Genomic DNA, 20844 nt, shown 5'->3' with positions numbered 1-20844 from the left:
GTCGTCTCTCTTCAGTCCCACAAAGGCAGCCCCGACAGGGCGGAGGCCGCGATGATCACATAGGCCACGCGGCGGTAGAGCACCGCACGGTCGGGGTTGAACATAGCGGCGCCAGCGATGTTTGCCAGCAGGTAGGGGCCCATGACCGCCAGCCCTAGGGCGATGGCGCTGGATCGCAGCTCGCCGGTGAGCGCCAGCAGGCCCAGAACGATCGCATCGGCGCAGACTAGCACCAGCAGCAGGTTGGCGCGGATCACTTTGGTTATCTCCAGCGAGGCCATGTAGAGCATGATCACCGGCGGCCCGGCGAGACCCGTCGCCCCACCAAAGAGCCCACCCACACCGCCCGTGACGTATAGCAGCCGCGGCGTCAGCGCGCCGCGGTAGCGCAGCCCGCCCACCAGCAGCACCAGCAGGCCAAGCGTCACAACGGAGACCGTGTAGCGAAACGCCTCCGGCGGCATGGTGCGCAGCGCATAGAGCCCCACGGGGGTCATCACCAGCATGCCAAGTGCAATCCGTGCGACATCGCGCGGCTTGCCGTCGCGCAGGGCGCGCGGGACATTGGGCAGCGGGCCTATGGCATCCATCACGACCATGGTGGTAACCGCCCAGACCGGCGGCAGCACCTGACCCGCCACGGGCATGTAGACCATCGCGGTGCCGAACCCGGAAAAGCCGCGCACGAGCCCCGCCATGATCGCGGCTGCCATGAGGGCCGCCAGCTCCGGCACAGAGGTCTCGGGGGCGAAGCGGGCGAGAAGCGTTTCCATGGCGCCGAAAGGATCACCTCACGGCGCGTCGCGCAACTGTGCTTTGCGTGTGATCGGCGTCCTGGTGCATCCAGACTCCATGAAACACTTCATTGCTCTGGCCATGTTTGCCACCCTGACCGCTGGTCCCGCTGCTTTCGCGGAGACGGGATCAAATACCCTGACGCTGCAAAACGGCTCCAGCTTTCAGCTGCAAGGCTGGACGCGGCTGAATGGCACGACGGCTTTCAAGTCCGCTGAGACGCCAAAGGTATCGGAGCCCGCTCCCCGCACCGACCTGTCCGAGCGGCAACGCCGCCTGGCGCTTGAAGCGCAATATCAGCGCGAGAAAGCGAAGAAAGCCAAGACCGGCGCCTGGGGCTCCAACTACTAAGTGTCTTCGCGCTCTGCGTCCTTTGCGGCGTCTTTCTCGGCCTGTCGTTCGACGTGGTCGTAGCGCCCGCCGGTGGTGACCGCCTTCTTCGACCAGTCACGCTTCACGCCCAGCCACAGCAGGATGGTCGAGGCCACGAAGATCGACGAGTAGGTGCCGACAATGATGCCCCAGATCATCGCGAAGACGAAGCCGCGGATCACATCGCCGCCAAGAATGAACAGGGCAATCAGCGCCAGCAGGGTCGTGACAGAGGTCATCATCGTCCGCGACAGCGTCTCGTTGATCGAGAGGTTCAGGACCTCTGACAGATCCTTCGTCTTGTACTTGCGCAAGTTCTCGCGGACCCGGTCGAACACCACCACGGTGTCGTTGATCGAGTAGCCCACGATAGTCAGCAGCGCCGCGATAATGGCGAGGTCGAACTTGATCTGCAGCTCCGAGAAGATGCCCAGTGTCAGCACCACGTCATGGACCAGCGCCGCGACGGCGCCGAGTGCGAATTGCCACTCGAAGCGCAGCCAGATGTAGATCAGCACCGCCGCGATGGCGAGGATCACGGCGATGGCCGCGGTCTGGATCAGCTCGCCGGAGACTTTGGGGCCGACGGATTCCACCGATGGAAATTTCATGTCGGGGTCCACGGTGCGCAGCGCGTTTTCGACGGCTTGGATGGTCGCAGGCGTCACCGCTTCGTCACCTTCCTGCGCCTCGATACGGACCATGGCCACGTTTTGCTCCGGCCCGAAGGTCGGATCGAACACCTCGGTGATCGAGATGTCGCCGAGCCCCGCGGGCTCAAGCGCCGCACGGTAAGCGCCGATATCGACGGCTTGCGTGCTTTCCGTGCGGATCGTTGTACCACCACGGAAGTCGATGCCGTAGTTCAGGCCCTGAATGATGAAGGACGCGAAGCCGATCACGATCAGCAGGGCAGAGATACCCAGCCACAGCTTCCATTTCCCGAAGAAGTCGAACGAGGTTTGTTGGGGGACAAGTTTCAAACGCATGTCTCAGACCTCGATCGTTTTGGGGCGTCGGCGCTCGAACCAGATCACGATCATCAACCGCGTCACGTAGAGCGCGGTGAAGACCGAGGTCATGATCCCGAGGCCAAGGGTGATGGAGAAGCCGCGCACCGGGCCGGAGCCCATCACGAACAGGATTACCGCCACGATAAAGGTGGTGATGTTGGCGTCCAGAATGGCTGACAGGGCCTTCTCGTAGCCGAGCTCGATGGCCCGCGCGGGGCCTTTGGAGGTCTTGAGTTCCTCGCGGATACGCTCGAAGACAAGCACGTTGGCGTCCACGGCCATACCCACGGTCAGCACGATGCCCGCGATACCGGGTAGGGTCAGCGTGGCCCCGATGAGCGACAGCAGACCGAAGATCAGCCCGATGTTGATGATCAGCGCCACATTGGCAAACAGCCCGAACGTGCCGTAGCTGAGGAACATGAAGATCAGCACGGCAATGAATGCCACAACAGTGGCGATCTTGCCCGCGTCGATGCTGTCCTGGCCCAGCTCGGGTCCGATGGTGCGTTCTTCAAGGAAGGTCATCTCGGCGGGCAGGGCACCGGCGCGCAGCAGCACGGCAAGGTTCGTCGATTCCGGCACCGTGAAGTTGCCGCTGATCTGGCCGGAGCCACCAAGGATCGGCTCTCGGATCACGGGGGCGGAGATCACTTCGTTATCCAGCACGATCGCGAAAGGCGCGCCGACATTTTCCGCCGTAAACAAGCCGAAGGCGCGCCCGCCCGATGGGTTGAAGCGGAAGGTCACCGCCGGGAAGCCGTTCTGGTCAAACGCAGGCTGCGCGTCGGCCAGATCCTCGCCGGTTACGACCGGGGTCTGCTCGAGAATGTAGAAGGTGCCTTGCTCCTGCGGGTCAATCGACGGGACCAGAAGCTGGCGCCCGGTCGTGCGCTCGTTGGGGTTCTGGGTGCGGCCAATAACAGGATGGAAGGTCAGCTTGGCAGTGGTTCCGATGATCTCTTTCAGCTCGGTGGCAGAGCCGATGCCCGGCACCTGGATCAGGATGCGGCGCTCGCCCTGGCGCTGGATCGTCGGCTCGCGGGTGCCGACCTCGTCGACGCGGCGGCGGATGATCTCCAGCGATTGCTGCATGGTGCGATCATTGGTGGCGAGCTGTTCGGCCTCGCTGAGCCGCACGGTCAGGATGTCGCCCGCGCCCTCGACCTCGATGTCATTGTCAAACGAGCCGGTCAGGTTGACCACCGGCGTCGCAATGGCGCGGACCAGTCGCACGGCCTCTGCCATCCCGGCGGGGTTGGAGATCTTGACCTTCAGCTCGTCACCGGCAGAGGGCTGGCGGCGGATTGTGCCGACCGTGTCGCGTGCATCACGCAGCGCGTCGCGCACCTGCAGCCAGTAGCCGTCCATGCGGCTCTCGTAGACGTCCTCGACCTGCACCTCGGCCAGCAGATGCGCGCCGCCGCGCAGGTCCAGGCCAAGATTGACCAGCGACGAGGGCAGGGCGCCTGGCCACCCGGCGGCATCCGCGGTCAGCTCTGGCGTGGCGGGCGCGCCGCCCTCCATGGCCGCGACGGCGTCATTGTGGCGCTCGACGGTGGTGTAGAACCCGTTGGGCATGGCGAGCGTCAGCCCCACCAGCACCGTCAGCACAACGACGATGCGCTGCCAGGTGGACATCTGGATCATGGTGCTACTTCGCCGGTTCGGTCTTGGACATAACGGTGGCGATGGTGGACTTGATCACGCGGACCTTGACGCCATCGGCGATCTCCACTTCGACCTCGCCGTCTTCCTTCACTTTGACGACTTTGCCCACGATCCCGCCTTGGGTGATGATCTGGTCGCCGCGGCGCACGGCCTCGACCATGGCGGCGTGTTCCTTGAGCTTCTTTTGCTGAGGGCGGATCAGCAGGAAGTACATGATCGCGAAGATCAGGATCAGCGGGATAAACTGTGCGAGCGTGCTGCCCCCGCCACCGGCGGCCTGAGCGTAAGCAGGTGTGACGAACATCTGCGGTCCTTTTCGTTTCTGGGCCTCTGATGGGCCTTTTCGGGTTGCCGCGCACCCTATCCGCGGCCCATGGGGGCCGCAAGGCGGCAAGCGGTCGATTTTAGTGGTTCAATTGGACTTTGTGATGGGGCATATGGGGCCTCACGTTCAACATGTAAACAAGGACACCAGACAGATGCATGACATCCGCATGATCCGCGAGACCCCAGAGGTCTTTGACGCCGCCATGAAAGCGCGGAACGCGGATGTGTCCTCTGCCGATGTGTTGGCTATCGACACCGCCCGGCGCGCCAAGATCCAGGCCGCCGAAGAGGCCAAGGCCGCGCAGAACGCGGCCTCCAAGGAGGTCGGCGCGGCCAAGGCCAAGGGCGATGAGGCCGAGTTTGAGCGCCTGCGCGCCCTTGTGGGCGAGAAGAAGGCCGAGGTGGCGCGGCTGGGCGAAGAGGCCCAGGCCGAAGACGTGCGCCTCAATAACCTGTTGATGTCGCTTCCAAATATTCCGTTCGACGATGTGCCCCCCGGCGCGGATGAGGACGACAATGTCGAGATCCACCGCTGGGGCACGCCCCGGCGCTTCCCCTTTGTGCCCAAGGAGCATTACGAGCTGCCCGGCGTTCAGGCGGGGATGAATTTCGAGCTGGGCGCGAAACTGTCGGGCGCGCGGTTCGTTGTGCTGCAGAGCTCGGTTGCGCGGCTGCACCGGGCCCTGGCGCAGTTCATGCTCGACACCCATATCGCCAATGGCCTGACCGAGACCTGGACCCCGGTGCTGGTACGCGAAGACATGATGTATGGCACGGGGCAGCTGCCGAAATTTGGCGAGGACAGCTATAAGACCACCGACGGGCAGTGGCTGATCCCCACCTCCGAGGTGACGCTGACCAATATCGTCAACGGCGAGACATTGGAGGCGGGGCAACTACCGATGCGTCTGACGGCTCATTCGCAATGCTTCCGCTCGGAGGCAGGCTCGGCCGGGCGCGACACGGCGGGGATGCTGCGCCAGCACCAGTTCGAGAAGGTCGAAATGGTCTCGATCACCCACCCGGACGAGAGCCGGGCCGAGCTGGACCGGATGACCGGCTTTGCGCAGGCGATCCTGGAGGAGCTGTTGCTGCCCTACCGCACCGTTGTGCTTTGCGTGGGCGACATGGGCTTCGGCGCGCGCCGGACCCATGACATCGAAGTCTGGTTACCCGGACAGCAGACATATCGCGAGATCAGCTCTGTCTCTGTCTGCGGCGACTTCCAGGCCCGCCGGATGAACGCGCGCTTCAAGCCCGAGGGCGGCGGCAAGCCGGAGTTTGTGCATACGCTTAACGGTTCCGGCCTTGCGGTGGGGCGCTGCCTGATCGCGGTACTGGAGAACGGCCAGCAGGCCGATGGCTCGGTCGAGCTGCCGGTGGCGTTGCACCCGTATCTCGGCGGCAACACCGTTCTCGACCCGCTTGGCACCCTGATCTGAGGGATTGCGCCGCGGCTTTGCCGCGTCGCCACGCGGGGGCTCCGCCCCCGCACCCCCGATTTGTCGGTGGGGGCGCTGCCCCCACACCCCCACCGTATTTGCGGAACAAAGAAAGAGCCTAGTCGAGCTGGCCCACGACGAGACCCTCCAGTTCGCGCAGCAGCTTGCGCTCCATCGCGCGGGCGTAGTCGGCGAAGCCCAGTGCGACTTCGATGAAGGCGCCGGGGCCGTGGATTACGCGGCGACGGTAATAGGCTGACAGCTCCATCAGCTCCATCTGCCGCTCGTCGCGACCGCGCGAGACATCGGAGCCGATCACCAGGCCGTTGATTGTGATATTGTTGAAGCGGGGCTGCTGGCGCACCAGCTCCGGGAAATTGCCGTCGTTGTTTTTGCCGTCGCCGGACAGATCCAGCGTGCGGGTCCAACAATCGGGGCCCTGGCGGAACTGGTATTCGGCGTAGTCCATCGCCCGGCCAATGGCGGTGGCCCCCTTGCGGGAGATGCGCCGGGTGCTCAGCAGCGTGTTGGCGATCCTATCGATCGCGGCCTCAGACGTCAGTGGCGTCCAGTCGACGAGCACGCGTTGCAGGCTGACGCCCGACCACTCGAAGACCAGCAGGTGCACCGGGACCTCGGGCGCGGCCAGCGCCATCTCCTTGACTGCAGGCGAGGTCAGCGCGGAGGCGAGGCCGTGCAGCTGCAGGTTATATTCCGCGCCATCCACAGAGCCCGAAATATCGAGCCCGAGGATCAGCGCCTGCCGGCAGACGGCCTGCGCCGCGCCGGCCGTCATGGCCAGCGCGAGCGCGGCGGCGCGGATCACCAATGTCCGGTGTTCTCCATCGACGCCCAGGGCTCTTGCGGCGGCAGGGCGTCGCCCATCTGCAAGAGCTCCACCGAGATGTTGTCGGGCGAGCGCACGAAAGCCATGTGGCCGTCGCGCGGCGGGCGGTTGATCGTCACGCCCGCATCCATCAGCTGCTGGCACATCTCGTAGATATTCTCGACCCGGTAGGCGAGGTGGCCGAAATGGCGGCTGTCGGACGGCAGGCCGTCATCGCCGTCCCAATTATACGTCAGCTCCACATCGGCGTGGCCGTCGGCCTGATCGGGCGGGCAGAGGAACACCAGGGTAAACCGCCCGCCCTCATTCTCGCTGCGGCGGCGCTCGACGAGGCCCAGCATCTTGTAGAACGCGATGGATTTCTCCAGGTCCTTCACGCGGACCATCGTGTGCAGATATTCGACTTTCATGGGGGCTCCTGAGTTGCTGTCCCTTCTAGTCTAGCGTCCCGGGCGCGGAAGGCGAGGGGCGCGGGCCCGGTTTGAGCGCCGCGCGCGACAGGGCGCCGCGCGACACCAGCGTGACCGTCACGAAGGCGACCCAGAGCAGCAGGTACCACGACCCCATCTTGGCGAAGCTCACCATCTCCAGCGCCGATTGGCCCGCGTAGATCCAGGTGCCGGTCATGGTGCCGACATTCTCGGCGATCCAGACGACGAAGGCCGCCAGCAACGCGGCCAGCGGCATCGGCATCCAGCGCGGCGTGCGGCCCACGTAGAACCAGATGCGCGTGCGCCCGAACAGGATCAGCGTGCCCGCGAACAGCGCCAGCCTGATGTCGGGGAGGAAGTGGTGGGCGAAGAAGTTGACGTAGATCGCCGCCCCGAAGGCAAAGGTCAGCCAGAGCGGCGGGTAGGGCGCGAAGCGCATATCGAAGATGCGGATCACCCGCGCGATGTAGCTGCCGATGGAGGCGTACATAAACCCTGAAAACAGCGGCACCCCGCCGATCACGAAGAGCCCCGGCTCCGGGTAGGACCACGAGCCCATGTGGATCTTGAACAGCTCCATCGCCGTGCCGGTGATGTGGAACAGCAAGATCACCCGCGCCTCGTCCCAGGTCTCCAGCTTGAACCACAGCATCGCGGCTTGCGTGGTGACGGCGAAGATGAACAGCCCGTCATACCTTTGCAGCGTCCAGTCGTCCTGCCATACCAGCTTGGTCGCGATCAGCGCCACGATGAACAGCAGCCCGAACAGCGCGGCCCATCCCTGTTTGAGGAAGAACATCAACAGCTCGCCCGGCCATCCAGTAAGCCGCGCGCGGACCCCGTCGCCCAGCCGCCGCTCGATCCCGCGGGTGGAGAAGCGGGGCATCAGAAGGCGCTGACGAAGCTCAATCCGACCCCCGTGGTCGAGCGTTCGAACCGGCTGACATTGGATTGCGTGCGGTTATGCGCGATGTTGATTTGCGGCACGAACCCAAGATAGCCGGTCTCGCTCAGAGTCAGGTCGAGGCTGAGCCGCGTGGTCTTGTCGACGCGGCCTCCGGGGACGCGGAAGAAGCCGAGCGTGTAGTTGTCATATCGGGTCTCGCCATAACCAATCGTGGCCGCGACCGAGACCGGCCCGATCGGCTCGCCCAGCTCGTATCCAAGCGACGCGTAGACCGCCTCGTAGCGATCGTTTTGGGTGTCCGAATTGGAGCGGCTGAGCGACAGGTTGAAGCTTAACAGGTCGCCCTCGCGCACGCGGCGGGTCATTCCGGCCCGCAGGGTCGAGATGTCACGGGTTGAACGCCCGTCCTCATAAAACTGCCGGGTGTTTTCCGCGCCCACCCGCACGATCGCATCTTGCCCCACGCGGAACTGGCGCCCGAGACCAAGCGTCAGATAGGTATAGTAACTCTCGCCGCCGAACCATGTTTGCCCGACGCCCAAAGAATACGTGTCGGGGATCGGTTTGCGTCCGGGGGCGATCTGGTGGCGCAAGGACACGCCCAGCTGCGTATCGCCAAGATCGCGGCTCGAGATGTCTGGGGCGAGGGCCTTCGCCTCGCCCGACAGATCGACCCGCGAAATACTGCCGGACACGCTCAGCGTCGTTTTGCGGGTAGTGGCTTCCGACAGGGTGTAGGTGAGTTGTCCGCGAACGGTTGCGCGGGTTCCGCTGAGTGCCTGTGCCGAGCCGCTGAGCACGCCCACCGGGTAGATCCCGTCGATCGTCAGGAACTGCGAATCCGCTCCGCCATTCAGGTTCGAGCTTGGCGCCACGGTCGCCGAAAAGAACAGCCGGACAGGGCTTATCTGCCGGTACTTGCGGTATTGTGCGGAGATGTTGGATCGCTGCTGCTCTGTCTCGCTGTGCTGGTAGGCGCGGCGCAGCCAGAGCTGGGTCAGGAGGGGGCGTTTCTCTTGTGCCGATGCAACGGCGGCGAAGGTCGCTGCGCTGCGCTTTTGCGCGGGGCTTTCGGCTGAAAGATACGCTTTGCGGGCGTCCAACCGTCCATCCTTCGCTCGTCCGACATAGGGTGCGCTGGCGGCGGACAGCAATAAGGCCGGGACATCCTTCGGCTTCGCCTGCAGGATTTGCTGTGCGATGAGATGCGCAAGGGCGTAGTTCTGCTGGGCGAAGGCCCGCCGCGCGATCTGAAAGCCCTGATCAAGGGAGACTTCGACTGGCTGTGCGGCAGCGGTGCCTGACAACAGCAGGCAAGTCGCCAAGGTTCGGGCCAGAGACCGGCCCGATCGTCTTAGGATGCCAAGTCCGGCTCTGATGTGGCCTGCTCCCGGCACGCGGGGCGACCGATTACGGGTTGGAGCCCGCGCACAGCGCCGCATCTTCGTTCGCTGTTCCGCACCGCTCAAGCACGAAGATGCCATATTCGGCTTCGTTATCCAGATCGTCCGAGAAGTCGGAGATGCTGGTCACGCCCGCGAGCGCCGTGCCATCCTCCCCGCCAAGGGTGCCGCCAAATGCGCCATTACGCCGCTCAACCTCGATCTCGGTGTCGCCCAGGAACGAGCCGTCCGCGTTCAGGACGCCTTCGACCAGGCGGATATCGGGCAGGGTGATCGCCGGATATTCGGAGAATTCACGATTGAAGATCTGCCCGTTCACACCGTTGTCGCTGAAGCTGAGGTTGATGAAGATATCGCCTTCGATCGTCGCGGGCTCGCGCGGGGGCGGGGGGCTGCCCGGAGGTTGGGGCAGCAGGTTGGCACCGGTCGCGTTCAGGTTGGTCGTCGCCGCGTAGCGCCCTGCGTAGGAAACGAGGCCCGTGGTCCGAGGCGCGCTGTACGATCCGTCTTGCTCATAGAACCCGCCGCCGAAGAAGCGGTTGAACTGACCGCCATCGGTCACGGCGACGGCGCGGACTTCGCCGCCCGCGCTTACGCCGTTGATGGCAAGAAAGAAGCGATCATTGGGGTCGTCCTGGCGCGTGTAGGCTTGATAGCCATTGATCGCGCTGTCGATCGCCGGGTTGCGCACGTAGATCCCGCTCTCGCCCGGCGCATCAAAGGATTGCAATTCAAGAAGCAGGTTGCCCGAGCCCGGGTCGAACGTCACCGCAAGCAGGTTGTTGGCAAGTTCCGTCGGGATGCCGTTGATGGTCGGTGCCGTCGGATCGACCGGGTCGACCGGGTCGATCGCGGCGTTCGGGCCGCCAGTTACGGGGTTGGAGCCACCCGCGCCGCCGCCGCCGCAGGCCATCAGGGCCGAAATCGAGAGAATACCAATGGCCTTGGTCGCGTAGTTCAGGTTCATATCTGTGTCTCACTGCCCGGAGTGACGCATTAAGCATCTTGGGCGAGAAAATCCGCCGGGTCGGCGCAAAAGTCAACGGCGGTGACGGGGGATTTGGGGGCTAATTGTGGAGTGTTGCCAAACAATCGCCCGGGGCGGGGGCATTTTGGGCCTCTTCTGTGGATAACTCTCACAGTATCTTGATGTGATGGGGGCCGGTGCCGCAAGATGTGGTCTCACCCCGACGATTCTCTTGCAGGCCGGAGGCCGTTCCATGCCCATCTCCCCAGACCAAGCCACCGAAATCGCAGAGCTGCGCGCCAACACCCAGCCCACGCTGCGCGCCACCGTGCCGGGGATGGAGGCGCATCTCTACACCGCCCACGAGGTGCTCGACCACGGCTTCATCCGGGTGATCGATTACATGGGCGACGATTCAGCGATCTGTCAGGCGGCGCGGGTCAGCTACGGGCGCGGCACCAAGTCGGTGCAGAACGACGAGGGGCTGATCCGCTACCTGATGCGCCACTGGCACTCGACGCCCTTCGAGATGTGCGAGATCAAGCTGCACGTGAAGCTGCCGGTCTTCGTCGCGCGGCAGTGGATCCGGCACCGCACCGCCAATGTCAACGAGTACTCCGCGCGCTACTCGATCCTCGACCGGGAGTTCTACATCCCCGCGCCCGAGGACCTCGCCGCGCAATCCGTGGTCAACAATCAGGGCCGGGGCGAGGCCTTGAGCGGCGAGGAGGCCGACCGCGTCCTGCGCTACCTCAAGGATGACAGCACGCGCGCCTATGATCACTACGAGGAGATGATCAGCCAGGATGACCAGCAGGGCCTCGCGCGGGAGCTGGCGCGGATGAACCTGCCCGCCAACATCTACACCCAATGGTACTGGAAGGTGGACCTGCACAACCTGTTCCACTTCCTGCGCCTGCGGGCCGACAGCCACGCGCAGTATGAAATCCGGGTCTATGCCGATGCGATCTGCGAGGTGGTTAAGGACTGGGTCCCCGCCGCCTACGGCGCGTTCGAGGACTACCGCTTGGGCGGCGCCCAGCTGTCCGGCAAGGCGCTGGACTGCGTGCGGCGGATGCTGGCGGGCGAGAAGGTCACGCAGGAGACTTCTGGGATGTCAAAGGGTGAGTGGCGGGAGTTTGAGCACTTATTCTAGATGTAATAGTTCTAACCTGTTTTTCGCCTATTTGCGCTTAGGTTTGCTTTGGAGTTTTTGAGAGTTGGTTAACCCCAGTTCTTTCCAGAGAGAGCGGTGCACACACATTACGTCGTGCGCATTGAAAGTCGTCAATCCAGTGTAAAGGTAGGAAGGATAGCTACCGCCTTTTTTGGACTTCAAAATATTGCCTAGGATGCCAACCTTGTACAAGTCTTCAAGGAAGACGTCCAAATTTCGATCATTAAAAAATTGTTTTGCTCTCGGATCAGAGCCGGAGATTTGGATAACCCGAGTTTCAAACTGGCTCCTTGAAAAAGTTCCGTCGAAATTATGCAGAAACCGCTTTATTGTTTCTATTGCCGACTGAGGGTATTTAGCATTCAATTCATCGTGCTTTTCATCCCAGCAACTTTTCGAATAGCTTTTAGCGCCGAACGCAAACGACCGACCCCCAAACCTTTCATGGTCTTCGAGGTGCGGCGTGACGCTTTTAAAAAGTCGTACCAAATCTCGTGGCCGACCCCAAGTTTCAAATAGTAGAAAGTTCTGAAACGGAATATTCCCAACTTTTGGATCGAAATATAAGTTCCATTCAATTTCATTTGGAATTTCACTCAAGCCTAATTGCCTGTGTTCGTTCGCGGCGATTCGTCGATTGAGTAGGCCTAGTATGGGTTGTTCATTATAGTCTGTTCTTGGTGTGTACCAATCGACGAATTCGGCTTGATCGTCAATCCATTTTTTTAACTCACGAACACTGCTTTCGACCGAGTCTGCCACTTCGCTTCGAATGGCTGTATAAATAAAGATTGGCAGACTATGTTCTGAAAACTTGGAGTTAAGTGTTCCGCAGGCTGAAACTAGATCACGAATTAAAACTGCATTTTGCCTAAAATCCAGCCCAGAAACAAAACTAATATTGAGCTCGTCAAAGAATATATTTATTCTAGGATCACTAAGCTCAGCATTGAAGTCTAAGTTGGTCACAATGCCATTGCAGTACCGCACAAATTCGGAGACATCTATGTTGCCGTGTCTGTCAATGAACTCGGCCTCTGCCTCAAAACCTTGACCGAATCCAGATATTTTAATTCTTCCCTTTGTAATGCTTTGTAAAATTTTCTTAAAAACGCCCGTGCGATACTGTGAAAAGAAAGAGTTCAATAGCTTGATGTAGCCAAGAACATCAGGTGTTTTAGCGCAAAAATCATGGCTCCTACTAATTATGTCTGCAATTTCTCTATGAATGAATAATTGCCAGGCGCTTAGGCAGTCCATGGCCAGTGGATCATGCTCATCGCTTTCGTCGTCGGGCTGTGTCTCGTATAATCGAATCTTCGACAAGCCAATTATTTTTTCTCGATCTTGTGTTGTCACATCATCTCTGAATACGATAAATTTTGATTTGGAGTTTTTGTTTTTATCGAGTTGATTTTGCAGATACCTTAGGCAGGCGGTCTTCCCGCTTCCCTTTGGTCCGCAGACTAGAAACCGTTCACCGTTTCTTAGTTTGTCGATGTTCAGAGAGGGAGGCAGAAAAAAAGAGTCCAGAAATAATTGTTGCTTTCGCTCGTCTCGAGCGAGAATCTCATGGCGTGCATCAATGTCGCCGAAGCTGATATCTTTCGAATAAATTCTCTTCTTCATTGTGTCGCCTCTCGATTGCGCCCTGGAGTATATGTGAGTAGTATGGAATGAAAGATAATTATTGAAGCAGCGGACTGAAAAGTATTAGTGATGTAGTCAAATTTTTTCTTGAGATGGGAACAAAGGATACCAAGGGCGTTGTGTACCTAGCCTGCAGAAAGCGCAATTGTTTCATCCCGTCCGCGCTAGGGTTTCGACGAAAGACTGAGCTAGATGGGTCAGGCGCCCTGAGTCCAAGTTACAAGAAGCCCGCCTCCCTCGCGGGAGCGAGCTTCTTCAAACTCGAATGAAAGCGCAGTTAATCCAGCGCGACCAGGTCGCCAGCCGATTGACGGCCGTCGCGGCCCTCGATCATCTCGTACTGGATTTTCTGGTCGTCGCGCAGGCCGGTGAGGCCAGCCCGCTCGACGGCGGAGATGTGCACAAACACGTCCTTGCCGCCATCGTCGGGCGCGATGAAGCCGAAGCCTTTGGTGGTGTTGAACCATTTTACGGTGCCAGTGGCCATATCCGTATCTCCTTCTAAAGATCCGCCCGCGGTATGCGGCGGGATGGTGCAGCAGCGTCTTATGCTTGCCATCTGATCCGTAGAAGAGGGCCGTGCAGTCAAGTCTGTCTCACAAAAGTAAGGATAGAGTCCGATTCTGAAACTTCAATGACAGAAATTGAGACTCCGGGCCTCGGCAAGGTGACGCTAGGGAAGCCTTTTGTCGTCAAGGACTTAGAGGCGGCGAAATCTGGACAATTTTTGTGTCATTCGCCATAGATTGCTCCGAAATCACGCGAGGACCCCATGAGACTCTACGGCATCAAGAGCTGCGACACCTGCCGCAAGGCCCTGAAAGCCCTGCCGAACGCCGCGTTCGTGGACGTGCGGGAGACCCCGCTGCCGCGGCCCGCGTTGGAGCGGTTTCACGCGGCCTTCGGCGACGCGCTGCTCAACACCCGCTCGACCACATGGCGGGGGCTGGACGCGGCCGAGCGCGCCCGCGACCCGCTCGACCTGCTGGAGGCGCATCCGACCCTGATGAAGCGCCCCGTCATCGACGACGACGGCACGCTGCATCTGGGCTGGGGCAAGGACGTGCAGGCAGCGCTACTTTAGATCGGGCGCCAGCGCGTCGTCCGCCAGCTGCGGGACCAGCTCGTCCAGCGCCACCACGGAGGTCTGCTTCTCGCCCAGCCGGCGAACGGTGACGGTGCCGTCCTCGACCTCTTTCTTGCCCACGGCCAGGATCACCGGGACCTTGCCCACCGAGTGCTCGCGCACCTTGTAGTTGATCTTCTCGTTGCGGATGTCGGCCTCGGCCCGCACGCCCGCGGCGCGCAGCGTCTCGACGGCCTGCGTCACGTACTCATCCGCGTCCGAGACGATCGAGGCCACGACCACCTGCCGCGGCGCCAGCCAGAAGGGCAGCTTGCCCGCGTGCTCCTCGATCAGGATGCCGATGAAGCGCTCGAAACTGCCCAGCGTCGCGCGGTGCAGCATCACGGGGCGGTGCTTGTTGCCATCCTCGCCAATGTAGGTCGCGTCCAGCCGCTCGGGCAGCACGAAATCCACCTGGTGCGTGCCGCATTGCCAATCCCGCCCGATGGCGTCGGTCAGCACGAACTCCAGCTTCGGGCCGTAGAACGCCCCTTCGCCCGGGTTCATCTCCGGCTCGATCCCGGCGGCGCGGGTGGCCGAGAGAAGCGCGTGCTCCGCCTTGTCCCATACCTCGTCCGAGCCCGCGCGGGTCTCGGGCCGGTCGGAGAACTTCACCCGGAAATTCTCGAACCCCAGATCGCGATAGATCGAGGACAGGAAGTCGATATAGACCGCCGTCTCGCTCTCGATCTGGTCCTCGCGGCAGAAGATGTGGCCGTCATCCTGCGTGAAGCCGCGCACCCGCATGATGCCATGCAGCGCGCCTGACGGCTCGTAGCGCGCGCAGGAGCCGAACTCGGCCATGCGCAGCGGCAGGTCGCGGTAGGATTTCAACCCCTGGTTGTAGACCTGCACGTGGCAGGGGCAGTTCATCGGCTTGAGCGCGTTAATCGCCTTTTCGCGGGCGTGCTCCTCGTCCACCTCGACGATGAACATGTGCTCTTGGTACTTCTCCCAGTGGCCCGAGGCTTCCCACAGGCGGCGGTCCACGACTTGCGGGGTGTTGACCTCGACGTAGCCGCCCGCGCGCTGCTTGCGGCGCATGTAGTCCTGCAGGGTCGTGTAGATTGTCCAGCCATTGGGGTGCCAGAAGACCTGACCGGGGGCCTCTTCCTGCATGTGGTAGAGGTCCATCTCGCGGCCCAGCTTGCGGTGGTCGCGCTTGGCGGCCTCCTCGAGCATGTGCAGATGGGCCTTCAGCTGCTCCTTGTTCTGGAACGCGACACCGTAGATGCGCTGCAACTGGGCGCGGTCGCTGTCGCCGCGCCAATAGGCGCCCGCAATCGACATCAGCTTCCAGCTGTCGCCGGGCACCTGGCCCGTGTGCTGCAAATGCGGCCCGCGGCACAGGTCCTGCCAGTCGCCATGCCAATACATGCGCAACGGCTCGTCGCCTGGGATGCTGTCGATCAGCTCGACCTTGTAGGGCTCGCCATTGTCTTTGTAGTGCTGGATGGCGCGCTCGCGCTCCCAGACCTCGGTGCGCACAGGCTCGCGCTTATTGATGATCTCGCGCATCTTCTTCTCGATCAGCGCGAGGTCTTCGGGCACGAACGGCTCCGCGCGGTCGAAGTCGTAATACCAGCCATCCTTGATGACCGGGCCGATGGTGACTTGCGTGTCGGGCCAGATCTCCTGCACGGCGCGGGCCATGATATGGGCCAGGTCGTGCCGGATCAGCTCCAGCGCGGGCTCTTCATCCTTCATCGTGTTGATCGCGATGGAAGCGTCCGCCTCAATCGGCCATTGCAGGTCGTGATGCGCGCCGTTGACCGTGGCGGAGATCGCCTTTTTGGCCAGCGAGGATGCGATCGAGGCGGCGACTTCGGCAGGCGTCACGCCCGCGTCATAGTCGCGCGAATTGCCGTCAGGAAATGTCAGGGAAATAGAGGCCATCAGCTTGGCTCCTCGTCGGTTTGGCGCCCACGGAACGCCCGGTTGCGGGTTATGTCTGCGCCCTACATGGCCGGGGCTGCCCGGCGCGTCAAGCGAGGCTTTGGCGAAAATCGGACCCCGTGTTAGCCTTGCCCCATTGATTGAGACAATTTGAGGTGAGGGTATGGGCCGGCATTTGGTGCTTACGGTTCACGGTATCGGTGAACAACGCCCCGGCGAGACGGTGGATGCCATCGTCGGTGCGGCGACGACACAGTTCAAGGATGGAGATGTCATCAAGGCGGCAGAGCCGGTGGAGGTCCACCGCGACCTGATCGAGCTGGCGGAGGCCCGGTTTGACGGCACCCCGCGCAACGCGCAGCTGTTTCCGGTGCATCTGCGCCGCGTGCGGCGCGCGGGCGAAGATGACAGCGGCGATGATGCGGTGTTCGCGGAAGTCTACTGGGCCGACAAATCCCCGGCGCCCAATGGTCCGCTCTGGACCGCGTTCGATCTGATGAAGGTCGTGCTGGGCCTCGGCTACATCGCGATGGACAATGTCGAGAACACGCGGAAATGGCCCGCCGTGGGCCTCGTGCATCTGTTCACATGGGTGTTCTACGGCGTGATCGCGCCGCTGAACGCGTTGCTCTTCGCAGGCGCGGCGGCTTTGCTGCTGGACCTCACGGCGGTCAAGATCGGCCCGGTCGTGCCGGTCTGGGCGCTGTTGCTGATCGTGTGGGGCCTGACACTCGCGCTCGGGCTCTGGCTGCATGAGCGCATCGCGCGCACCTATCTGGTGCGCATTTTCGCCAAAGGCATGATCGGCTTCAGCGGGGTTCTTGCGGCCATCGTCGTGATCTCGCCCGGTATCTGGTCCGGGGAGGCGCAGCAGGCCCTCGACAGTTTTTTGCTCTGGAGCCTGCGCCTGCTCGATGCAGGCTGGATTGCCGCCGTGGCGCTTGCGGCGCTCACCTATGCGACATCTCTTTTCTTCCGCAAACCAAGCGCATCCCACGACAAAACGCTTTTCCCGGCGGTCTGCTCGGCCATGGTGCTGCTTTGGATGGTGCTGTCGGCGTCGCTTTGGCTGTTGTTCAAGGAGATCACCGGCCAACTCAGCACGCCGCGCGGCGCGACAGAGCCGGACGGATTGCTTTACAACCTGCTCGACACGCATCTCGAAGACGTGCTCAGCACGCTGACCCTGTCTGTCGTCTTCCTTGGTGCGCTGCTGGTCGCCGCGGTTGTGCTGGTCTGGGTGCGCGGCCAGCATCGCGAATACATCTTTTCAAGGCGCGATCTGATCCGCCGGGTGATCCTGAACAAGGGGCTACGCGTCGTGTTGGGGGCATTCCTGATCGCCTGTGTGGTGGCAGTCGCCTCGCAATTTGCGGTTTTTCTCGGTCTGCTCGAGCGGCCGATCTTCGTGCCGGAGCAGGGCGGGGCGATCAGCACCTTGATCCTTGCCGCGATCGCGGGGCTAGGCCTGTTCATCTACAACGCGCCGGGACTTGTCGCGGGCGGGCTTGGCGTCGGGCGCGACATCGTCACCTATGCCGTGCAGGCCGAATGCCAGTGGACCGAGGACGATCTGGAGACCCACAAAAAGAACTTCCCGCTGCGCCGCGAGATCAACGCGCGGTTCAAACGGGTGCTGCAATACGCGCTGCCTGCCTACCGGCCGACCCGGCTTACCGTGATCTCCCATTCCCAAGGCACCGTGATCGCGACCCAGATGTTGCAGGACCCGTCCGTGCACCGGCTGCTCGCCAAGCACGGCGTGGCGGACATTTTGCTGATTACCATGGGAAGCCCGGTGACCCATATCTACCGCCACTACTTCCCGGAGCATTTTCAGGTGTCATGGACGGGGCTGCCGCCGGGCTCCAAATGGGTCAATATCCACCGGGCGGACGATTTTGTGGGCACGACAATCGATGACGCGCTGGAGTCGGTTCAATGGAACCTGCGCGTCGACGCGGGGGGCCACACCGGTTATTTCACCGACCATCAGGTCTGGCGGGAGCTTTACGGCGACGAGGTCGAGTTTTCGCTGTTTCCTACGCCGCGAAGATCACCAGAGAGCGCGGATCCCAGCTGACCCGCGTTTTCGTGCCACGCTCCAGCACGGGGCGCGAGATCAGATTTTTCATGGATATCGTCACCGGCTTGGTCGCGCCGTCCAGCACCACGTCGTAATAGGTCATGTCGCCGTAATAGGCGAGGTCATGCACCGTCGCCTCGACCACGTGGCCCGCGCCGTCCTGCCCTTCGTACAGGATCGAAAGCGCTTCGGGCCGCAGCCCCACAACATCGGCCACGGCGCGGGCGCCTTCGGGCATCTGGTCCTCGTCGACGGCGGCTCGGCCGAGCCCCTCGACTTCGAAAAAGACTTCCCGCTTCTCGGCCCCGACCTGTTGCGCCTTAAGAAAATTCATCACCCCGATGAACTCCCCCACGCGCCGGGTCGCGGGGCGGCGGTAGAGCTCTTGCGGGCTGGCCATCTGGGCGATCTCGCCCTCGAACATCACCGCGATCCGGTCCGACATGATCAGCGCCTCTTCCTGATCATGGGTGACCAGAATGAAGGTGATGCCCACTTGTCGCTGCAGCCGCCGCAGCTCGGTCTGCATCTGCTCGCGCATCTTCTTGTCGAGCGCCGAGAGCGGCTCGTCCAGCAGCAGCACCTTCGGCTTCAGGATTAACGCGCGCGCCAACGCCACGCGCTGCCGCTGTCCGCCCGACAACGCATGGGCCGCGCGGGTGCCGTAGCCTGCAAGGCCCACCATTTCCAACGCCTCATCGACCAGATTGGCGGTCTCGTCCTTGCCAAGGCCCCGCTTGCGCAGCCCAAACGCCACGTTCTGGCCCACGCTGAGATGCGGGAAGATCGCGTAGCTCTGGAACACCATGTTCGTGGGCCGCCGGTTCGCGGGAACGCCCGCCATATTCGCGCCGTCCAGCAGTACGACCCCATCGGAGACCTCTTCGAACCCTGCGATCACCCGCAAAAGCGTGGTCTTGCCACAACCCGAGGGCCCGAGCAGCGAGAAGAACTCGCCTTGCCGGATCTCCAGGTCGATGCCCCGCAGCGCGTGATAGTCGCCGTAGAATTTCTCGATATTCGAGAGCGAGATGATGGAGCTCACAGGAACCCTCCACTGTCTTTGGCGCCGGTGCGGCGCAGCCCGCGGCGGCGGAAATACTCGGCTAGCATCAACAGCGCCAGCGAGGCCAGGATCAGAAGCGTGCCGAGCGCCATGACCGAAGGGAGCCGCTTGGGGAAGCGTAGTTGCGACCAGATGTAGACGGGCAGAGTGGGCTCCGCGCCAGTCAGGAAGAAGGCGATGATGAACTCGTCCATCGAGATGGTGAAGGCGATCAGGAAGGACGCCACGATCCCGGGGGTCACCAGCGGCAGGATGATCTTGCGAAATGCGCCCCAGCGGCTCTCGCCCAGATCGATCGCGGCTTCCTCCATCGACAGATCTAGCCCCTGGAAACTGGAACTCAGGATCGCGATGGCGAAGGGCGTGCAAATCAGCGTATGGCCCATGATCACCGTCCAGGCGGTCAGCGAGAAGCCCAGCTGCAGCAGCACCACCAACAGTGACACCGCCACGATGATCTCGGGCAGCACAAGCGGCAGCATGATCGCCCCCATGATCGGTGCCTTTCCCGGGAAACGGTAGCGGGTCGAGGCGCGCGCAGCGCAGATGCCAAGGATCGTCGACAGGGTCGCCGTCACGAGCGCGATGAAGATCGAGTTCTGAAGCGCGCCGTGCAGCGCGCCGATGCCCGCAAGTTCGGTGAACCACTGGGTCGTGAAGCCCTGCAGCGGGAAGGCGATGACCGTGGCGTCGTTGAACGAAAAGATCGGCAGCAGGATGACCGGAAGGTACAGGAATACCAGATACGCGATGGCGTAGACCCGCAGCCAGCTCATTTCAGATACCTGCGGTTGGCAAACAGGAACACCAGCGAGATCAGCGTCACCGACGCCATCGCCAGCACCGACAGCGCGGCCCCCATCGGCGCGTTATTGAGCTTCAGGAACTGGGTCTGGATCATATTGGCGATCATCAGCCCGTCCGGCCCGCCCACCAGCCGCGGGGTCACGTAGTCCCCGATCGTGGGGATGAACACGATCAGCGTGGCGGCCACGACCCCCGGCATCGCCAGAGGCAGCGTGACCCGGGTGAAGGTGCGGATCGTGCCCTCGCCCAGATCCTTGGAGGCCTCCAGCAGCGAGCGGTCGATCTTCTCGAGCGCGACGTAGATCGGCAGGATCGTGAAGGGCGCAAAGGCATGGGCCAGCGTGATCACCACCGCGTTGGTGTTGTACAGGATGAAGGTCAGCGGCTCATCAATGATCCCAAGCCCCAGTAGCCCCGAGTTCAGCACCCCGTTGAAGCCCAAGATCACCTTCCACAGGAACGCGCGCAGCAGGTACGAGGTCCAGAAGGGGATGGTGATCAGGAAGATCCAAAGCGCCTTGCGCTCGGCCGGTACGTGGAACGAGACGAAATAGGCAATCGGGAAGGCCAGAACCACGGTGATCACGGTGACGATCCCCGACACCCAAAGCGAGCGCAGCAGGATCGTGCGGTAGATCGGATCGCTGAAGGCCTCGATGTAGTTGGCCAGCGTCAGCGTCCGGTCGATCTCAAGGAAATCCTGCGTCCAGAAACTGAAGGCCACGATGGTGGCCAGCGGCACAGCCAGCAGCATCAGCACATAGATGGCGGTGGGGCTCACCAGGGCCAGGCCGCGTTTGGCGTCAGTGTCGAAGGTGTTTGCTATCGGTTTCTGGCCCCTGTTTGGCCTCATAGATTAGG

General features: G+C 62.1%; 20 protein-coding genes. 5 read left to right on the top strand and 15 right to left on the bottom strand.

Going from position 1 to position 20844, the window contains the following annotated elements; all coding sequences use genetic code 11:
• Nucleotides 1-11: 11 nt before the first annotated feature.
• Nucleotides 12-773, bottom strand: coding sequence for a sulfite exporter TauE/SafE family protein (locus C8N43_RS05710; protein ID WP_245912913.1), 762 nt, complete (start codon nt 771-773; stop codon nt 12-14).
• 103 nt (nt 774-876) lie between these two features.
• Between C8N43_RS05710 and C8N43_RS05705 the strand changes: the two genes are divergently transcribed.
• On the top strand, nt 877-1146 hold the full coding sequence (locus C8N43_RS05705; protein ID WP_158269918.1) for a hypothetical protein: 270 nt from the start codon (nt 877-879) through the stop codon (nt 1144-1146).
• Here the strand turns inward: C8N43_RS05705 and secF are convergent.
• From secF to yajC, 3 genes are read right to left on the bottom strand one after another with little or no spacing between them, the layout of a single operon-like run.
• Nucleotides 1143-2156, bottom strand: a complete 1014-nt coding sequence (secF, locus tag C8N43_RS05700; protein WP_107844680.1) for a protein translocase subunit SecF — start codon at nt 2154-2156, stop codon at nt 1143-1145. The two genes, C8N43_RS05705 and secF, sit on opposite strands and share 4 nt — an antisense overlap.
• Before the next feature lie 3 nt (nt 2157-2159).
• Entirely contained in the window at nt 2160-3830 is a 1671-nt protein-coding gene (gene secD, locus C8N43_RS05695) for a protein translocase subunit SecD (RefSeq protein ID WP_107844679.1), read from the bottom strand.
• 4 nt (nt 3831-3834) lie between these two features.
• Complete coding sequence (yajC, locus tag C8N43_RS05690) at nt 3835-4155, bottom strand: preprotein translocase subunit YajC (protein ID WP_107844678.1); 321 nt, start codon at nt 4153-4155, stop codon at nt 3835-3837.
• 175 nt (nt 4156-4330) lie between these two features.
• Here yajC and serS point away from each other — a divergent pair, with 175 nt between their 5' ends.
• The gene (gene serS / locus C8N43_RS05685; RefSeq protein ID WP_107844677.1) at nt 4331-5620 is read left to right on the top strand and encodes a serine--tRNA ligase; all 1290 of its coding nucleotides are present in this window, start codon (nt 4331-4333) and stop codon (nt 5618-5620) included.
• A gap of 118 nt (nt 5621-5738) precedes the next feature.
• Here serS and C8N43_RS05680 read toward each other — a convergent pair whose 3' ends face one another.
• The 5 genes from C8N43_RS05680 to C8N43_RS05660 form a co-directional block, all read right to left on the bottom strand.
• Nucleotides 5739-6416 (bottom strand): DUF1194 domain-containing protein, encoded by a 678-nt coding sequence (locus C8N43_RS05680; RefSeq protein ID WP_107846253.1) that lies wholly within the window; start codon nt 6414-6416, stop codon nt 5739-5741.
• A gap of 26 nt (nt 6417-6442) precedes the next feature.
• On the bottom strand, nt 6443-6877 hold the full coding sequence (locus tag C8N43_RS05675; protein WP_107844676.1) for a VOC family protein: 435 nt from the start codon (nt 6875-6877) through the stop codon (nt 6443-6445).
• 25 nt (nt 6878-6902) lie between these two features.
• A complete protein-coding gene (locus C8N43_RS05670) occupies nt 6903-7784 on the bottom strand; it encodes a DUF817 domain-containing protein (RefSeq protein ID WP_107844675.1) in 882 nt (293 codons plus the stop codon).
• On the bottom strand, nt 7784-9112 hold the full coding sequence (locus C8N43_RS05665; protein ID WP_158269917.1) for a surface lipoprotein assembly modifier: 1329 nt from the start codon (nt 9110-9112) through the stop codon (nt 7784-7786). Before C8N43_RS05665 ends, C8N43_RS05670 begins: the two co-directional genes overlap by 1 nt.
• Before the next feature lie 103 nt (nt 9113-9215).
• Entirely contained in the window at nt 9216-10175 is a 960-nt protein-coding gene (locus C8N43_RS05660) for a hypothetical protein (protein ID WP_107844673.1), read from the bottom strand.
• 253 nt (nt 10176-10428) lie between these two features.
• Here C8N43_RS05660 and thyX point away from each other — a divergent pair, with 253 nt between their 5' ends.
• Entirely contained in the window at nt 10429-11331 is a 903-nt protein-coding gene (gene thyX, locus C8N43_RS05655) for an FAD-dependent thymidylate synthase (RefSeq protein WP_107844672.1), read from the top strand.
• Between the two features lie 27 nt (nt 11332-11358).
• Here thyX and C8N43_RS19430 read toward each other — a convergent pair whose 3' ends face one another.
• Both C8N43_RS19430 and C8N43_RS05650 read right to left on the bottom strand, forming a co-directional pair.
• Nucleotides 11359-12981, bottom strand: a complete 1623-nt coding sequence (locus tag C8N43_RS19430; RefSeq protein ID WP_146174163.1) for a P-loop ATPase, Sll1717 family — start codon at nt 12979-12981, stop codon at nt 11359-11361.
• A gap of 298 nt (nt 12982-13279) precedes the next feature.
• A complete protein-coding gene (locus C8N43_RS05650) occupies nt 13280-13489 on the bottom strand; it encodes a cold-shock protein (RefSeq protein WP_107844671.1) in 210 nt (69 codons plus the stop codon).
• Nucleotides 13490-13774: 285 nt separating this feature from the next.
• Here C8N43_RS05650 and C8N43_RS05645 point away from each other — a divergent pair, with 285 nt between their 5' ends.
• Nucleotides 13775-14086, top strand: coding sequence for an arsenate reductase family protein (locus C8N43_RS05645; RefSeq protein WP_107844670.1), 312 nt, complete (start codon nt 13775-13777; stop codon nt 14084-14086).
• Here the strand turns inward: C8N43_RS05645 and thrS are convergent.
• Nucleotides 14078-16024 (bottom strand): threonine--tRNA ligase, encoded by a 1947-nt coding sequence (gene thrS, locus C8N43_RS05640; RefSeq protein ID WP_107844669.1) that lies wholly within the window; start codon nt 16022-16024, stop codon nt 14078-14080. The two genes, C8N43_RS05645 and thrS, sit on opposite strands and share 9 nt — an antisense overlap.
• Nucleotides 16025-16187: 163 nt before the next feature.
• Here thrS and C8N43_RS05635 point away from each other — a divergent pair, with 163 nt between their 5' ends.
• Nucleotides 16188-18107: a hypothetical protein gene (locus C8N43_RS05635; RefSeq protein ID WP_107844668.1), complete on the top strand. Its 1920-nt coding sequence runs from the start codon at nt 16188-16190 to the stop codon at nt 18105-18107.
• Here the strand turns inward: C8N43_RS05635 and C8N43_RS05630 are convergent.
• The 3 genes from C8N43_RS05630 to C8N43_RS05620 are packed head-to-tail and all read right to left on the bottom strand — an operon-like array spanning nt 18067 to nt 20836.
• Complete coding sequence (locus tag C8N43_RS05630; RefSeq protein WP_107844667.1) at nt 18067-19155, bottom strand: ABC transporter ATP-binding protein; 1089 nt, start codon at nt 19153-19155, stop codon at nt 18067-18069. The two genes, C8N43_RS05635 and C8N43_RS05630, sit on opposite strands and share 41 nt — an antisense overlap.
• On the bottom strand, nt 19152-19952 hold the full coding sequence (locus tag C8N43_RS05625; RefSeq protein WP_107844666.1) for an ABC transporter permease: 801 nt from the start codon (nt 19950-19952) through the stop codon (nt 19152-19154). Before C8N43_RS05625 ends, C8N43_RS05630 begins: the two co-directional genes overlap by 4 nt.
• Nucleotides 19949-20836, bottom strand: a complete 888-nt coding sequence (locus C8N43_RS05620; RefSeq protein WP_107844665.1) for an ABC transporter permease — start codon at nt 20834-20836, stop codon at nt 19949-19951. The genes C8N43_RS05625 and C8N43_RS05620 overlap by 4 nt, the downstream gene beginning before the upstream one ends.
• Between the last annotated feature and the right edge of the window lie 8 nt (nt 20837-20844).

Origin of the sequence: Litoreibacter ponti (genome assembly GCF_003054285.1) — a bacterium.
Taxonomy (GTDB): Bacteria; Pseudomonadota; Alphaproteobacteria; order Rhodobacterales; family Rhodobacteraceae; genus Litoreibacter; species Litoreibacter ponti.
Note: the sequence above shows the minus strand (reverse complement) of the source record. Positions and strands in the feature narration are given on the sequence as shown.

Coding starts and splice junctions, on each gene's coding strand:
- C8N43_RS05710 (WP_245912913.1), bottom strand. CDS start 773: ATGGAAACGCTTCTCGCCCGCTTCGCCCCCGAGACCTCTGTGCCGGAG.
- C8N43_RS05705 (WP_158269918.1), top strand. CDS start 877: ATGTTTGCCACCCTGACCGCTGGTCCCGCTGCTTTCGCGGAGACGGGA.
- secF (WP_107844680.1), bottom strand. CDS start 2,156: ATGCGTTTGAAACTTGTCCCCCAACAAACCTCGTTCGACTTCTTCGGG.
- secD (WP_107844679.1), bottom strand. CDS start 3,830: ATGATCCAGATGTCCACCTGGCAGCGCATCGTCGTTGTGCTGACGGTG.
- yajC (WP_107844678.1), bottom strand. CDS start 4,155: ATGTTCGTCACACCTGCTTACGCTCAGGCCGCCGGTGGCGGGGGCAGC.
- serS (WP_107844677.1), top strand. CDS start 4,331: ATGCATGACATCCGCATGATCCGCGAGACCCCAGAGGTCTTTGACGCC.
- C8N43_RS05680 (WP_107846253.1), bottom strand. CDS start 6,416: ATGACGGCCGGCGCGGCGCAGGCCGTCTGCCGGCAGGCGCTGATCCTC.
- C8N43_RS05675 (WP_107844676.1), bottom strand. CDS start 6,877: ATGAAAGTCGAATATCTGCACACGATGGTCCGCGTGAAGGACCTGGAG.
- C8N43_RS05670 (WP_107844675.1), bottom strand. CDS start 7,784: ATGCCCCGCTTCTCCACCCGCGGGATCGAGCGGCGGCTGGGCGACGGG.
- C8N43_RS05660 (WP_107844673.1), bottom strand. CDS start 10,175: ATGAACCTGAACTACGCGACCAAGGCCATTGGTATTCTCTCGATTTCG.
- thyX (WP_107844672.1), top strand. CDS start 10,429: ATGCCCATCTCCCCAGACCAAGCCACCGAAATCGCAGAGCTGCGCGCC.
- C8N43_RS19430 (WP_146174163.1), bottom strand. CDS start 12,981: ATGAAGAAGAGAATTTATTCGAAAGATATCAGCTTCGGCGACATTGAT.
- C8N43_RS05650 (WP_107844671.1), bottom strand. CDS start 13,489: ATGGCCACTGGCACCGTAAAATGGTTCAACACCACCAAAGGCTTCGGC.
- C8N43_RS05645 (WP_107844670.1), top strand. CDS start 13,775: ATGAGACTCTACGGCATCAAGAGCTGCGACACCTGCCGCAAGGCCCTG.
- thrS (WP_107844669.1), bottom strand. CDS start 16,024: ATGGCCTCTATTTCCCTGACATTTCCTGACGGCAATTCGCGCGACTAT.
- C8N43_RS05635 (WP_107844668.1), top strand. CDS start 16,188: ATGGGCCGGCATTTGGTGCTTACGGTTCACGGTATCGGTGAACAACGC.
- C8N43_RS05625 (WP_107844666.1), bottom strand. CDS start 19,952: ATGAGCTGGCTGCGGGTCTACGCCATCGCGTATCTGGTATTCCTGTAC.
- C8N43_RS05620 (WP_107844665.1), bottom strand. CDS start 20,836: ATGAGGCCAAACAGGGGCCAGAAACCGATAGCAAACACCTTCGACACT.